This is a genomic window from Kaistia defluvii, assembly GCF_026343955.1.
Lineage (GTDB): Bacteria > Pseudomonadota > Alphaproteobacteria > Rhizobiales > Kaistiaceae > Kaistia > Kaistia defluvii.
In genome coordinates this window covers 620,378-633,786 of sequence record NZ_JAPKNI010000002.1, presented here as the reverse complement: position 1 = coordinate 633,786, position 13,409 = coordinate 620,378, and the positions used below count along the sequence as shown (strand labels likewise).

At 64.3% G+C, this 13,409-nt stretch carries 13 protein-coding genes; 8 read left to right on the top strand and 5 right to left on the bottom strand.

Annotation, left to right across the window (positions count from 1 at the left end; all coding sequences use genetic code 11):
* Positions 1-136 precede the first annotated feature (136 nt).
* Positions 137-952 carry an IclR family transcriptional regulator gene (locus OSH10_RS07225; protein WP_266330966.1) on the top strand — a complete coding sequence of 272 codons (816 nt, stop codon included), beginning with the start codon at positions 137-139 and terminating at the stop codon, positions 950-952.
* Between the two features lie 13 nt (positions 953-965).
* On the opposite strand, the gene OSH10_RS07220 is transcribed toward OSH10_RS07225, so the two are convergent.
* A complete protein-coding gene (locus OSH10_RS07220) occupies positions 966-1,469 on the bottom strand; it encodes a RidA family protein (protein WP_266330965.1) in 504 nt (167 codons plus the stop codon).
* A gap of 202 nt (positions 1,470-1,671) precedes the next feature.
* Here OSH10_RS07220 and OSH10_RS07215 point away from each other — a divergent pair, with 202 nt between their 5' ends.
* On the top strand, positions 1,672-2,448 hold the full coding sequence (locus tag OSH10_RS07215) for an SDR family NAD(P)-dependent oxidoreductase (RefSeq protein ID WP_266330964.1): 777 nt from the start codon (positions 1,672-1,674) through the stop codon (positions 2,446-2,448).
* A 32-nt stretch (positions 2,449-2,480) separates the two neighbouring features.
* Here OSH10_RS07215 and OSH10_RS07210 read toward each other — a convergent pair whose 3' ends face one another.
* Positions 2,481-3,221, bottom strand: a complete 741-nt coding sequence (locus OSH10_RS07210) for an MBL fold metallo-hydrolase (RefSeq protein ID WP_266330963.1) — start codon at positions 3,219-3,221, stop codon at positions 2,481-2,483.
* 144 nt (positions 3,222-3,365) lie between these two features.
* On the opposite strand from OSH10_RS07210, the gene OSH10_RS07205 reads away from it, so the two are divergent.
* The 5 genes from OSH10_RS07205 to OSH10_RS07185 all read left to right on the top strand — a co-directional run bounded on the left by OSH10_RS07205 (position 3,366) and on the right by OSH10_RS07185 (position 8,748).
* A complete protein-coding gene (locus OSH10_RS07205) occupies positions 3,366-4,370 on the top strand; it encodes a succinylglutamate desuccinylase/aspartoacylase family protein (protein ID WP_266330962.1) in 1,005 nt (334 codons plus the stop codon).
* Positions 4,371-4,648: 278 nt separating this feature from the next.
* Positions 4,649-5,983 (top strand): extracellular solute-binding protein, encoded by a 1,335-nt coding sequence (locus tag OSH10_RS07200; RefSeq protein WP_266330961.1) that lies wholly within the window; start codon positions 4,649-4,651, stop codon positions 5,981-5,983.
* A 67-nt stretch (positions 5,984-6,050) separates the two neighbouring features.
* A complete protein-coding gene (locus tag OSH10_RS07195; protein ID WP_266330959.1) occupies positions 6,051-6,923 on the top strand; it encodes a carbohydrate ABC transporter permease in 873 nt (290 codons plus the stop codon).
* A 1-nt stretch (position 6,924) separates the two neighbouring features.
* Positions 6,925-7,770, top strand: a complete 846-nt coding sequence (locus OSH10_RS07190; protein WP_266330958.1) for a carbohydrate ABC transporter permease — start codon at positions 6,925-6,927, stop codon at positions 7,768-7,770.
* Positions 7,771-7,803: 33 nt separating this feature from the next.
* Positions 7,804-8,748, top strand: coding sequence for a threonine ammonia-lyase (locus tag OSH10_RS07185; RefSeq protein WP_266330957.1), 945 nt, complete (start codon positions 7,804-7,806; stop codon positions 8,746-8,748).
* A gap of 51 nt (positions 8,749-8,799) precedes the next feature.
* Here OSH10_RS07185 and OSH10_RS07180 read toward each other — a convergent pair whose 3' ends face one another.
* From OSH10_RS07180 to OSH10_RS07170, 3 genes are all read right to left on the bottom strand, one after another.
* Entirely contained in the window at positions 8,800-9,888 is a 1,089-nt protein-coding gene (locus tag OSH10_RS07180) for an Ldh family oxidoreductase (RefSeq protein ID WP_266330956.1), read from the bottom strand.
* Positions 9,889-10,211: 323 nt separating this feature from the next.
* The gene (locus OSH10_RS07175; RefSeq protein WP_266330955.1) at positions 10,212-11,012 is read right to left on the bottom strand and encodes a BtpA/SgcQ family protein; all 801 of its coding nucleotides are present in this window, start codon (positions 11,010-11,012) and stop codon (positions 10,212-10,214) included.
* Positions 11,013-11,053: 41 nt separating this feature from the next.
* Positions 11,054-11,818, bottom strand: a complete 765-nt coding sequence (locus OSH10_RS07170) for a DeoR/GlpR family DNA-binding transcription regulator (protein WP_266331139.1) — start codon at positions 11,816-11,818, stop codon at positions 11,054-11,056.
* A 448-nt stretch (positions 11,819-12,266) separates the two neighbouring features.
* Between OSH10_RS07170 and OSH10_RS07165 the strand changes: the two genes are divergently transcribed.
* Positions 12,267-13,397: an ABC transporter ATP-binding protein gene (locus tag OSH10_RS07165; protein ID WP_266330954.1), complete on the top strand. Its 1,131-nt coding sequence runs from the start codon at positions 12,267-12,269 to the stop codon at positions 13,395-13,397.
* The last annotated feature ends 12 nt before the right edge of the window (positions 13,398-13,409 follow it).

Here is a 13,409-nt window from a genome sequence, read left to right as displayed (position 1 = left end):
GCCGAACTTGCGTCGCGGGAGGGTCGATCGCAAGGCCTTGCAGGCTTTACGCCGCCGGATCCGATTGACGGCGACGTTGAGCAACACTATTCCATATATATGTAATAGATCGCATGCAGAGAGAATGTCCTCCGCCATGAAGTCCGTGCAACGCCCTCTCGCCGAACCGGAAGCGAACGACGCCAAGGCGCCGCGCCGCTCGCGCGTCAGCGGCATGGACCGCGCGCTGCAGATCCTCGACCACCTCTACCAGACCGGCGAACCGGCCGGCAGCTATGCGATCGCCAAGGCGGTGGGGGCGCCGCTCTCGACCATCTATGTCATCATCGATGAACTGGTGGAACGCGAGCTGCTGTCCCGTCGGGGCGACGGCCTCGTCTGGCTCGGGCCGCGCCTCTACCATTATGGCCTCGTCTATGCCCGGTCGCTGGATTTCCTCGGCGAGGCCAGCCACGTCATGCATGAGCTTGGCCGCCAGATCGGCGAGACCGTGCAGATCTGCGGCCGCGACGGCGACCACATGGTGGTGCTCGCCATGGCCGATGGCCCCGGCCATTTTCGCGTCATGTCGGAAGTCGGCACCCGCGTGCCGCTGAACTGGACAGCGTCTGGAAGGCTGTTGATCGGCCATCTGCCGGATGCCGAGCGGGTCGCCATTTTCAGCCGCAGCGCCAAGGCGTCGCCGACCGAGAAGGCCAAGACCGACGCCGCCGCTCTCTCCGAGTTGGCCGGCGAGGCGTTTGAAAAGAGGCTGTCGATCCAGATCAGCGAGACGGATTTCCTCGTCTCCTGCGTCGCCTCGCCGATCTGCGACGAGTCCGGCGCATGCGTCGCGACAATTTCCATCGTGCTGCCGGAGCACAAGGTGGTGGCCAATCCCGAGCTTTACGGCAAGGCCGTCCGCGACGCCTCGGAATCGATCGAGCGCAAACTCGGATGGCGCGAGCGCTAGGCTCCCACGGCGCCTAATCCTCGACGGCGACGACCGCCTCGATTTCGACGGTGATCTGGTTTGGCAACGAGCCCATGCCGACGGCGGAGCGGGCATGCCGGCCCCTGGCCTCGCCGAACACATCGAGAAACAGGTCCGAACAGCCGTTGATCACCTGCGGATGCTGGGTGAAATGCGGCACCGCATTGACCATGCCGAGCAGCTTGACGACACGCCGGACCTTGTCCAGCGAACCCAGCGCTTCCTGCATCACGGCCAGCAGGTTGAGGCCGGTGATGCGGGCATGCGCATAGGCCTGCTCGACCGTCACGTCGTCGCCGACGCGGCCGTGATGCTCGAAGCCGTCGCCCTGCATCGGCCCCTGCCCCGAGAGGAACAGCAGGTTTCCCTCGCGGACATGAGTCACGAAATTCGCCACCGGCGGCGGCACGCGCGGCAATTCAATGCCGAGCGCGCGCAGGCGGTCATAGGGCGAGCCGCCCTCGGCTGCGGGGGCGGCAGTCAGATTGTGGCGCATTCGATGATCCGTTTTCCGCTCCGCGCATCGGAGCCCTTCCTGTCGAGGTGGCTGCGGGATCGACGTAAATCGTGACCCGCGCTCTAATTCCATAATTGTGTAATTGCGCTCATTAGAGCGGAACGTTAGCATCCTCTCCAATGAGGTCAAGCCCGGCGAGCCGGGACCGCCGACGGGACGGGGAAGCAACATGCAGGATCGAATGGCTCAGCGCGGACGCCTGGCCGGCAAGGCCGCCATCGTGACAGGCGCCGCCGGCGGCATCGGCCGCGCCACGGTGGAGGCCTTTCTTCGCGAGGGGGCCGAAGTCGTGGCTATGGACCTTGCCGCGCCGCTGGCCCGCATAGCGTTCGAAGGCAACGGCGTGATCCGGATCGCCTGCGATCTCGCGGACCGCGCCGCGATCCAGGACGCGACCGACGAGGCGGTGGCGAAGCTCGGCGGCCTCGATATCCTCGTCGCCTCGGGAGCGCTGAAGGGCGGCACCGGGAATTTCATCGATCTGACCGACGCGGACTGGGACCGCTATGTCGACGTCAACCTGACCGGCACCTTCCTCGCCTGCCGCGCCGCGGCGCGCGCCATGGTCGCGGGCGGCAAGGGCGGCCGGATCATCACCACCGGCTCCGTCAATTCCTTCCTGTCGGAGCCGGAGGCAGCGGCCTATGTCGCGGCCAAGGGCGGCGTCGCCATGCTGACCCGCGCCATGGCGGTGGACCTCGCCAAATACGGCATCCTCGCCAACATGATCGCGCCGGGCCCGGTCGACGTGACCGGCAACAATACCGGCTACAGCGAACCGAAACTGGCCGGTGAAGTGCGCGATGAGGTGGCGCTCGGCCGGCCCGGCCTGCCGCAGGAAGTCGCCACCGCGGCCGTCTTCCTCGCCGAGGCCGGATCGAGCTTCATCACGGGGTCGACGATCACCATCGATGGCGGCATGTCCGCCATGATCTTCGGCGGCATGCGGGGAAGCTGACCAGGCCACAGCGTATCTCGACAGGCGGGGCATCAGATGATGGAGGGCGGGATTTGCATACGGTCCACACATTGAAGGGCCAGGTCGGCGTGGCGGCGCGCATGCTTCAGCGTGAAGGCGTGATGTCCCGGCAGCAAGGTGTCGAACTCGATCGTCGCGAGCTTGCGGACGGTCTCGCAGATCGCGCCGACATCGCAGTCCCGGATGTCCTGGATCGCGACCTTGCCGCCATGAAACAGCGCGTCGCCCGCCACCAGCATTTTTCGTCGCGGCGTCGTGACGAGATAGCTCACATGGTCATGGCTATGGCCCGGCGTCAGGATCATCTGCACGGCGACGTCGCCGAAGCGCCGCACCTCGTCCGGCTGCCAGACGCTGTCGACCGGACAGGCGTGATAGACATAGTCGGGCGGGTAGACGCCGCCACGCTTCGCCTTGCCGAGGCTGATGCCCTCCTCATCGCCCTGGGAAACCATCGCCGCCGTCGCCGCGCCGGCATGAACGGTAAGTCCGAGCCTCTCCCGCAGCGCCGCCGCGCCGCCGGAGTGGTCGGCATGGCCATGCGTCAGCAGCAGATGGCGGACGCTCGACGGGTCGATGCCGTCTTCGGCCAGCACGTCGAACACGCCTTGCGGATCGCGTCCTGCCCCGGCGTCGAACATCAGCCAGCCGCCATCGGCCGCGACGAGGAATACGTTGCAGTCAAAAGCATCGGTCAGGTCGAACCCGCCGCCGCCGCTCATCACCAGATGAAGACCCTCTTCGATACGCACGTCCGTCTCGACTCCCGCTCGGTTTTGAGGATGCGGCGGCCGATGCCGTCGCAGGCTGAAGAATGCAATGAAAGCTTGGAAATCCCAGCGGAACGGGCGACGGCCCGGGCGCTGGAGAATCGTGAATCACGAAGGATCTAGAGAATGCATACGGGCGCCTTTTCCGACATATCCTGGGACCAGGAAGGCAAGCAGGTCGGCTTCTTCAGCTTCCCCTATTCGATCGACCGCTCGCCCTACTACCAGATCAAGATGCCGGTCTGCCGGATCAAGAACGGCGATGGGCCCAGCCTGGTGCTGATGGCCGGCAATCATGGCGACGAGTATGAGGGCGAACTGACGCTGCTGAAGGCGATCCGCCTGATCGAGGCCTCCGACATAAGCGGTTCGCTCACCATTCTTACCTCCGCCAACACGCCGGCGGTGATGGCGGCCAAGCGTTGCTCGCCCTTCGATGGCGGCAACATGAACCGCGCCTTCCCCGGCAATGCGTTCGGCGGCCCGACCCAGCGCATGGCGCATTTCATCGAGCACGAGATCTTCCCGCGCCACGAGGTGGTGCTGGACCTCCACTCCGGCGGCACCAGCATGGACCACCTGATCTGCAGTCTGATCGAACGGCTTGGCGATGGCGAACGCTACCAGCGCGGCCTGGAACTGATGCGCTCGATGCGCCTGCCCTATGGCATGATCGCCGACAACGGCCCGGACTCGCCGACCTCGATGGCGGCGGCCTTGCGCGCCGGCTGCATTGCGCTGTCCGGCGAATTCGGCGGCGGCGCCACCGCGACCAAGACCAGCATGGCCGTCACCCAGCGCGCTGTCGACAATCTGTTGCAGGCCGTCGGGCTTACCAGCCGGCCGATCCTCTATCTGAAGGAGGACCGCGGCCCCGAGACGGTGATCCTGTCGACCGGCGGCCAGTCGCTGTTCGTCTATGCCGAGCGCGAAGGCTGGTTCGAGCCGGCCGTCGATATCGGCGACACGGTGGCTGCCGGCGACATCTGCGGCTGGCTGCACGACCTGGAGCGGCCGCTGGAAGAGCCGCTGGTGCTGCGCTTCCAGGAAGGCGGCATCGTTCTGACCCGCCGCCTGCACACCCACAGCCAATCGGGCGATTGCCTGATGAACCTCGCCCGGTTCGAGTGAGGCAGCGCGTTGGGGGGCCGCCGCTGGGCCGGCCGTCGGGATGCTGCAACACCTCATCGCGGAGATTCCTGCGGTGACCGGTCGATCAAACGGGCCTTGACCCGGGAGGTCACCATGCTAGGCTTCTGTTGTAATGAATTCAATTCTATAAATATGGAATAAATCGAATCCGCGCCGGGCCGATGGCCCTGCCCGCAGACCGGCTCGCAGAAGCGCGGCAATCGGGAAATGGGTCGGCACCGGACAGCGAAGTCCAGAGAACAGCAACGGGGAACGACATGTTGAAAACCAGATTCCTGACCGCCGGTGCCGCCATCCTGGCGACCGCGCTCTCCGCCTCGACGGCGCTCGCCGACATCACCATCCTGGCCTGGCCGGGCGAACCGGCCGAGTCCGCCTTTCGTAAGGTGCTCGACCTCTACAACTCCACCGAGGGCGCCAAGAACAATTCGAAAGCGTCGGTGATCTATTTCAGCCAGCAGGGCTTCAAGGAGAAGATGCTGGCCGATGTCGCCGCGGGCTCGAAGGAATTCGACGTCATGCTGACGGCGACTTATGACGTCGGCCTCTACGCGCCGTTCATGACGCCGATCGACGACCTGGTCACCGAGGACGTCTACAAGGTGGTTTCGAAGAACTCGATCGAGACCCAGAAATATGAAGGCAAGACCTACGGCATCCCGACCGATCTCAGCCTGCATTTCCTGTATTACCGCAAGGACCTGATCGAGCAGCTCAACACCGATCCGGCCTGGAAGGCGAAATACGAGGAGATCTCGGAAAAGATCCTCGGCAAGAAGCTGTCGCCGAAGCCGGCAGACCAGTGGGACTGGGACGATTTCATCGCCTCGGCCCTGTTCTTCACCAAGTCGATCAATCCCGACAGCCCGACCCGCTACGGCACCGTGCTGCAGATGAAGAACCTGCTCTACAACATCATGCTGTGGCAGGGCACGGTCGCCTCGAATGGCGGCAACTGGCGCGACAAGGACGGCAATATCACCGTCGACTCGCCCGCCTTCAAGCGCGGCCTCGAGATCTACAAGATCATCACCGACAACGAAGCGACGCCCGGCGACAGCTCGACCTATGAATATGGCGAGGCCAACAGCGTATTCGGCGCCGGCCAGGTCGCGTTCATGCTGCAGTGGAACGCCGCCGTGCCGGAGTTCAACGACGCCACCAAATATCCGACGGTTGCCGGCAAGCTCGGCCTCAGCCACGAGCCCGCCGGCTCGGAAGGCCCGAAGACCCACTTCCACAGCCTCGGTCTCGGCATCAACAAGAACACCGCGAAGCTGGACGAAGCCAAGGCGTTCCTTTCGTGGCTCGCCACCGCCGAGCCGATGAAGCTCTACGCCAAGGAAGGCGGTTCGCCGCCGCTCGCCGAGGGCCTGATGGCGGAGATCGCCGGCGACCGGCCGGAAATGCTGCTGATGGGCGAGCACGCCGCCAAGTATGGCTTCGTCATGGACGGCGCCACCAGCGCCAAGGCGATGGGCATCTACACCAACATGGCCGAGAACTTCACCGGCTACTGGACCGGCGAGATCGAGCAGGACGAGGCGATTGCCAATGTCGTCGCCGACATGAAGAAGGCCTTCGCCCAATAGCTTCCGTCCGATGACCTCAGGCTGTCGCGGGAAACCCTCGCGACAGCCTCCGCGCCCAGGAGCCCGAATGTCCTACGCAAGCTTCGAGACCAAGGAGCAGGCCTCGGCCCGCGCCCTTCTCGTGCCCCTCTGCCTGTTCATGGGAGCGCTGCTCGGCTTTCCGACGCTGATCAACCTCTGGTACTCGTTCAGCGACGTCTCGTTCCAGAACATGATCGGCAGTTTCGTCGGCATCGATAACTACGTCGCCGCCGTGACCAATCCGAAGATGTGGCAGGCGCTGCGCTTCTCGCTGCAGTTCGCCGTCATCTGCACCACCATCGAGGTCGGCGCGGCCCTGATCCTCGTCTTCATTTTGCATCCGCTTCTGGTCAAGCGGCCGTGGATGACGGCGATCCTGATGCTGCCGATGATGGTGTCGCCGGCGCTGATGGGCGTGATGTACCGGCTGATCCTCAACGAATTCACCGGCGCGGTTCCGGTCTATCTCGAGATGATGGGCTATGCCGTCAACTTCCTCGGGCGCGGCAGCATCTACAAGACCGTGGTCGCCATCGAGGTGCTGCAGTGGACGCCCTTCGCGTTCCTGATCCTGCTGACGGCGCGCCAGACCGTCTCCTACGAACTCGAGGAGGCCGCCGCCGTCGACGGCGCGACGGGCTTCCGCTCGACCTTCCACATCCTGCTGCCGATGATGAAGCCGGCGCTGGTGATCGTGATCTTCGTGCGCTTCATCGACAGCTTTCGCGTGTTCGACCACATCTACGTGCTCACGGGCGGCGGGCCTGGCAACCTGACTACCTCGATCAGCATCTACATCTACAAGCTGTTCTTCGTGCAGAACACGCTGGGCGAGGCCGTCGCCGTCTCGATCCTGCTGCTCTTGATGTCGCTCACCCTGATCGTGGTGGCGATGCGTCTCGTGGTCCGGAGGAGCTGACATGATCGTCTCGCGTCACAGCCGTATCGACAGCGTCGCCCATTTCCTGCGCTGGGTGGTGTTCGTCGCCGTCGCGCTTCTGGTCAATTTCCCGATCCTCTCCACGGTGCTGACCTCGTTCAAGACCAATGCCGACATCAATGCCTACCCGCCGAAATGGATCTTCTCCCCGACGCTGGAGCACTATCGCGCGGTCCTCGCCTCGCCGAACGTGAACTATTCGCACTACATCATGAACAGCATCGTCATCGCGACGCTGGGGACGATCTTCGCCATCGTGCTGACCCTGCCGGCCGCCTATGCCATGGTGCGGCAGGGTGTCGGCCGGACCTGGCTGTTGCCCATCATCACCAATCTGCGCGCGCTACCGCTGATCATCTTCGCGATCCCGTTCTATTTCATGTACAAGCAGGTCGGCCTGCTCGACACCCGCATCGGCCTCGCCCTGATCAGTTGCATCATCAACATCCCGATCGCACTGGTGATGTTCGTCGGCTTCGTGCAGGACGTGCCGCGCGAACTGGACGACGCCGCCAAGATCGACGGCGCATCGATGTGGAAGACACTCTGGCACGTCGTGCTGCCGCTGAGCCGCCCGGTGATGCTCGCCGTCTTCCTGCTATCCTTCATCTACAGCTGGAACGAGTTCCTGTTCGGCCTGATCCTGACCACCAAGAACGCGGTCCCGGTGACGGTCGGCGCCACCTTCTTCGTCACGTCGCGCGGCATCGAATGGGGCCCGACGGCCGCGGCCATGACGATCGGCATCCTGCCGCCGCTGATCCTCGGCCTGTTCGCCTATCCCTATATCGGCAAGTCGATGCTTGCCGGCGCAGTCAAGGGCTAGCTCTCGGCCCCGCCATTCCCGGAAACGCGTATCATGCAACCGACAGCCTATACCGACGCCGCCGCCCGTATCCGCGACCATGTCCGCCGCACACCGCTGGTGCCGGCTGCGCCCTCGCCCCGCAAGGGCGACGTGGCCGAGCTCTGGTTCAAGCCGGAATGCCTTCAGGTCTCCGGATCGTTCAAGGCGCGCGGCGCCTTCAATTCCGTGCTGTCGCTGCCGGAAGAAGTGCGCAGTCGCGGCGTGGTCACCGCGTCTGGCGGCAATTTCGGCGCGGCGATCGCCTATGCCGGACAACAGCTGGGCGTGCCAGCGAGCGTCTGCGTCATGACCACCTCGACGGAACTGGCGCGCCAGCGCATCGCCTCCTATGGCGCGGAACTGCATGTGGTCGGCGCGTTCTGGGACCTCTCCTGGGAGGCCGGCCGCAAGCTCGCCGAGGAACGCGGCGGCGCCCTCCTCCACCCGTTTGCCGACGAAGCAACGATCGCCGGCCAGGGGACGATCGGCCTGGAGATCCTCGATGACATGCCCGACGTTGATACGGTCGTGATCTCGATCGGCGGCGGCGGCCTCATCGCCGGCATCGCCGAGGCGATCAAGCAGCGCAAGCCCGGCACGCGCATCGTCGGCGTCGAGGCGGCCGGCTGCCCGACGCTCTTCGAGTCCCGCAAGGCCGGCCAGCCGGTCATGCTCGAGAACGTCGTCACCAACGTGCCGATCCTGGCAGCGCGCGCGACCGCGCCGATCAATTTCGAGATCATCGAGCGCTGCGTCGACGAACTGGTGCTGGTGCCGGAAGACGAGCCGGTCGCGGCGGCGGAATGGATGTGGAAGAACACCGGGCTCGCCGTGGAGCTTGGCGCGGCGACGGCGGCGGCCGCGGTTCTCAACGGCCACATCAAGCTCGCCGCCGGCGAAAAGACGGTCGTCGTCCTCTGCGGCAGCGGCAATGACGGCCTCGGCATCAAGGCCTGATTGAGACAACGGAGGCGGCGGCCGGAAGATCGCCGCCTCCCTGTTCGTCTTTCAGACTGCGTCGATGGTGGAGCTCGGGACCTTGACGCCGAGCTTGTCGGCAAAGCCTTCCAGCGCGGCCCAGGTGACATTGTCGACCGGAATGCCTTCCACGGCGCGCTTCTTGGCCTCAACCTTTTCGATATCGCCCGGCGCATGAACCGTCTGGCCCGGCTTGCCCGGCTGGGCGCGCAGGTCTTCGACGAAGGAGGAGATGCGGGCGTCGAACATCGACAGCGTCTGGAACATTGCCGGCGACAACAGGATGAAGAAATGGCCGATCTGGATGGGCTTGGAGAAGTCCGGGCCGTTGAACGACGCCATCGTCTTGCCATGCCCCATGCCGGTGAAGGCCGAGCAGAGAATGTCGATCATCGCGGCGAGACCAGAGCCCTTATAGCCGAAGCCGGCGCCGCCAACCGGGGCAACCCAGACCGCCGCATTGGGGTCGGTGGTGAAATGGCCCTGATCGTCGACGGCGACTTCCTCGGGAAGCGGCGTGCCGGTGGCGCGGCGCAGGCCGACCCGGTTGAACGGGATGGAACTGGTCGCCATGTCGAGCAGCAGCGGGTCCTCACCCTCGACCGGAACGGCGAAGGAAAGCGGGTTGGTGCCGAAGAAGGCGGCGGCGCCGCCATGCGGGACCACCATGGCATCGGCATGGGTCATGCCGATCGCGACATAGCCCTTTGTGGCGGCATAACGCGTATAGCAGCCGGTGGCGCCGTGATGGGTCGAGCGGCCGGCGGTCGCAACCGCGACGCCGGTCTTGTCGGCAAGCTTCGCGGCCTCGTCGATGGCGCGGTAGCTGGCGAAATGGCCGAAGCCGTCATCGGCATCGATATGAACGGCGGAAGCCGCCTTCTGGGTCACGGACAGAGTCGGCGTCTTGTTGATCCGGCCGCCCGTGACGCCCTGCATGTAGAAGGGGATCAGGCGGACGCCATGCGTGTCGAACGCGCGCGACGAGGCGTCGACCAGGGCGCGCGCGCAGGCTTCCGCGCTCTCCGCGCTAACGCCGGCTGCCTTGAACAGGTCGGCGACGAACGGTTCCACGTCACGGGCCGCAGCACGAACGCCGGCGATCTTTTCCAAGGCCATGTCTATTCCTCAAGCAAGCGTTGAACCGGAAGGCGTCGGTCCGACTTCCTGGTTCGCCAATTCAACAAAAGCGAAGGGGTGCGAGGGTGCTCGTCGCGAGCCAACGCAGCCGCGAACCCTCGTCTAAGGCGAAACCGCTCCGCATTCAAATGATGAATGAGGTGAAACACCTCAGAGCGCGTCGGAACCGCACGAAGGCGCTAATTTTCGGGAGCCGTGCGATTTCCGGCACACGCGAGGGCCCAAAACGACCATGCCGGCCGCTGCGCGAGGCAGGGCCGGCATGGGAAGGCACGGTCGGGATACCCGGCCGGAAACCGGGCCTAGCGCAGGCGCGAGACGACGTCCATGAAGCGCTTGACGCGGTCGGCGTCGACCGCATTCCAGGTGTAGCCATCGACCTTGAAATGGGTGCCGATGACGACGCCGCTGGCGTGGTTCAGGATATCGGTGACGTTGTCGATGTTGACGCCGGTATTGGCGAAGACCGGCACGCTGGTGACGGTCTCGCAGACCTTGCGCAGATTCGAGGCATCGGCCGGCTCGCCGGTGATCGGACCCGAGACGAGGATTGCGTCGGCGAGCGACGAGAAGACGGCGCTCTTGGCGCGCAACTCGATCGGACGCTGGTCGAGCGAATGGGCGAATTCGGCGTTGATGTTGAACAGCAGCTTCATGTCATCGCGGCCGAGATTGTGACGCAGACGCGATGCCTCGGCGCAATTCGGCTCCCAGATACCCATGTCGGAGGCGAACACGCCGGTAAAGATCTCGCGCACGAACGAAGCACCGGTGACGGCGCCGATCGAGACGGAGGCGATCGGATCCCACAGGTAGTTGACGCCGAATGGCACCTTGAGCTCGGGCTTGATCGCCTGGATGATGGCCGACATGGCCGCGATGCCCGACGGCGCGCCCTTGAATACGTAGGGACGGTCGTTCTCGTTGCCGAACATGATGGCGTCGACACCGCCGGCCTGCAGCTTCTCGACATCGGCGAGCGCGTCGTCGATCAGCTTGTTGAGGCCACCCTTGGCGTCATACAGCGGCGAACCCGGCAGGGCGCCGATATGCGACATCGAAATGACGACCTTCTTCTTGTCGCCGAAAAAGTCAAAAACCATAGTCCGCTCCATTGCGAGAGAAACTGGGAAGGGGTGGAAACTCAGGGGGCGACGTGCACGTCGACCTTGGCGGCTTTGAGCGCGGCCGCGATTTCAGCCGGCGGCGGCGCATCGGTGATGAGGACGTCGATCTCGGTCAAGGGTGCGACATGCACCAGCGACATGCGCTGGAACTTGGACGAGTCGCACAATGCAACCTTCAGGCCGGACCGGTTCAGATAGACCTGCTTCAGATCGACATCCTCGAAGGAATAGTCGAACAGCCCGCTCTCGGTGAGACCGGAAAGGCCGATGAAGCAGATGTCGAACCAGAGCTTTTCGAACTGCGCCACGGCCTCGGCACCACCGACGGAGAGCTCGTCGCGCCGCACCCGGCCGCCGGCGAGGTAGACCTCGGCCTGGCTGGAGCCGAGCAAAGCGGCGACGCGGACGCTATTTGTGAAAACCTTGGCATGCGCCCGCTCGCGCAGATGGCTGGCGATCAGATAGGTAGTTGTGCCGACATCGAGCGCGATGGTGCGATGCGCCATCGACAGACCCGCCGCGGCGACCGCGATGCGCTCCTTGGCCTCGTGCTGACGCCGGAGCCTGGCGTCGAAGCTCGGTTCCTCGCTGTCCATCGATACCGTGGTGGTCCCGACCGCGCTCACGGCGCCGCCATGCGTACGGACAAGGCGGCCGGCGCGCTCCAGTTCGACCAGGTCGCGCCGCACCGTCATGTCGGAGACCTGAAGCTGCGCGGCGATTTCGGCGACCAACACGGCGCCCGTGGCCCGCAACGCGTCCAGAATGGCCGCGTGCCGCATTTCCGGCAAGATACGACCGCGGGCTGCGGCGTTCGGATCGGGCTTCGGGGCGTCAACCGGGGTTTCGGACAATCAACTTTCCTGCTGCATGCGAGGACGCTCGAGTCGGTCCCCTTGCATAGCAGGAAAATAAACAAATTCAAACACAGCGGGCCAAGATGTGTGCGATTATGTTGAATTATGCTCCTTGCTGAAATTGCACAACATTCGATCGAGTTTCAGAGGAAACCGTTATGGTATGATTTTCAATTGGTTAGGTTTGCGCTTGGGGTTTCCGACGGGGTTCGCGCGCAAAAATTAAACACGATCGACCAAAAAAGATCCTTGAGGCGTTTGAATTTGTGCGCATACAATCACGCCGCTTACGCTGGAAGATGTCGGCCTCTTGCCGGCAAATTGCGGAGGGCGAAACGGGAGCCGCAAGGTTCTCACCCTACGAGGGACGACAATGGCATCCATCGAGCTCGATCGAGTCTCCAAGATCTACGCCAACGGCGCCTATGGTGTGCGCGACGTCGATCTGAAGATCGAGGACGGCGAATTCGTGATTTTCCTGGGCCCCTCCGGCTGCGGGAAATCCACCACGCTACGCATGATCGCAGGCCTTGAAAGCATGTCCGCGGGCGATCTGCGGATCGGCGGCCGGAGCGTCAACAACGTCGCCCCGCGCGACCGGAATGTCGCCGTGGTGTTCCAGAGCTATGCGCTCTATCCGCACATGTCCGTCTGGCACAACATGGCCTTCGGCCTGAAGATGCGCGGCGTCGCCCTTTCCGAGATCGACTCAAAGGTCGCCAAGGCTGCCGATCTTCTCGGCCTCAACCATCTCCTCCAGCGCAAGCCCGGCGCGCTTTCCGGCGGCCAGCGCCAGCGCGTGGCGCTCGGCCGCGCCATCGTGCGCGAGCCGGAAGCCTTTCTGCTCGACGAGCCGCTTTCCAATCTCGATGCACAGCTTCGCGCCGAGATGCGTCTGGAACTGGTCAAGCTGCATCGCCGCCTTGGCCGCACCATCGTGCATGTGACGCATGATCAGGTCGAAGCGATGACGATGGGCGATCGCATCTGCATCATGCGCGAAGGGCGGATGATCCAGACCGGCCGGCCGCTCGACGTCTACGCCAATCCCGCCGATACCTTCGTGGCGCGCTTCCTGGCGACGCCGCCGATGAACCTGATCCCGGCCCGGCTCGAGCATGAAGGCGAGAAGCTGGTGGTACGGATCGATTCCGAGACCAGCGTCACCGTCCCCGACAAGCACTATCTGCCCTATGTCCAGAAGGCTGGCGGGCCGATTACCGCCGGCATCCGCGCCGAGGACATCTACGAGACCCGGGAACGGCCCGATTGGCAGCACATTCGCGTCAAGGTCGTTGCGGTCGAAGCGCTGGGCGCCGAAAACATCCTGATCGGCCAGCTCGGTCGCGACAAGCCGATCGAAATCCAGGCGCGGCTCGGCCGGCACGTCTTCGCGCCGGTGGACTCGATGATCGACCTCTATGTCGATGTCGAGCCGATGCATCTCTTCGATTCAGAAACCGGCAAGGCGGTCGCGCGACCGCCTCTGCCGGTCGGTCGCTAAGGCGAGGGTTCC

Bases quoted from the DNA above. Each gene is read 5' to 3' on its own strand.
- OSH10_RS07225 (WP_266330966.1), top strand. From the start codon at position 137: ATGAAGTCCGTGCAACGCCCTCTCGCCGAACCGGAAGCGAACGACGCC.
- OSH10_RS07220 (WP_266330965.1), bottom strand. From the start codon at position 1,469: ATGCGCCACAATCTGACTGCCGCCCCCGCAGCCGAGGGCGGCTCGCCC.
- OSH10_RS07215 (WP_266330964.1), top strand. From the start codon at position 1,672: ATGGCTCAGCGCGGACGCCTGGCCGGCAAGGCCGCCATCGTGACAGGC.
- OSH10_RS07205 (WP_266330962.1), top strand. From the start codon at position 3,366: ATGCATACGGGCGCCTTTTCCGACATATCCTGGGACCAGGAAGGCAAG.
- OSH10_RS07200 (WP_266330961.1), top strand. From the start codon at position 4,649: ATGTTGAAAACCAGATTCCTGACCGCCGGTGCCGCCATCCTGGCGACC.
- OSH10_RS07195 (WP_266330959.1), top strand. From the start codon at position 6,051: ATGTCCTACGCAAGCTTCGAGACCAAGGAGCAGGCCTCGGCCCGCGCC.
- OSH10_RS07190 (WP_266330958.1), top strand. From the start codon at position 6,925: ATGATCGTCTCGCGTCACAGCCGTATCGACAGCGTCGCCCATTTCCTG.
- OSH10_RS07185 (WP_266330957.1), top strand. From the start codon at position 7,804: ATGCAACCGACAGCCTATACCGACGCCGCCGCCCGTATCCGCGACCAT.
- OSH10_RS07180 (WP_266330956.1), bottom strand. From the start codon at position 9,888: ATGGCCTTGGAAAAGATCGCCGGCGTTCGTGCTGCGGCCCGTGACGTG.
- OSH10_RS07175 (WP_266330955.1), bottom strand. From the start codon at position 11,012: ATGGTTTTTGACTTTTTCGGCGACAAGAAGAAGGTCGTCATTTCGATG.
- OSH10_RS07170 (WP_266331139.1), bottom strand. From the start codon at position 11,818: ATGCGGCACGCGGCCATTCTGGACGCGTTGCGGGCCACGGGCGCCGTG.
- OSH10_RS07165 (WP_266330954.1), top strand. From the start codon at position 12,267: ATGGCATCCATCGAGCTCGATCGAGTCTCCAAGATCTACGCCAACGGC.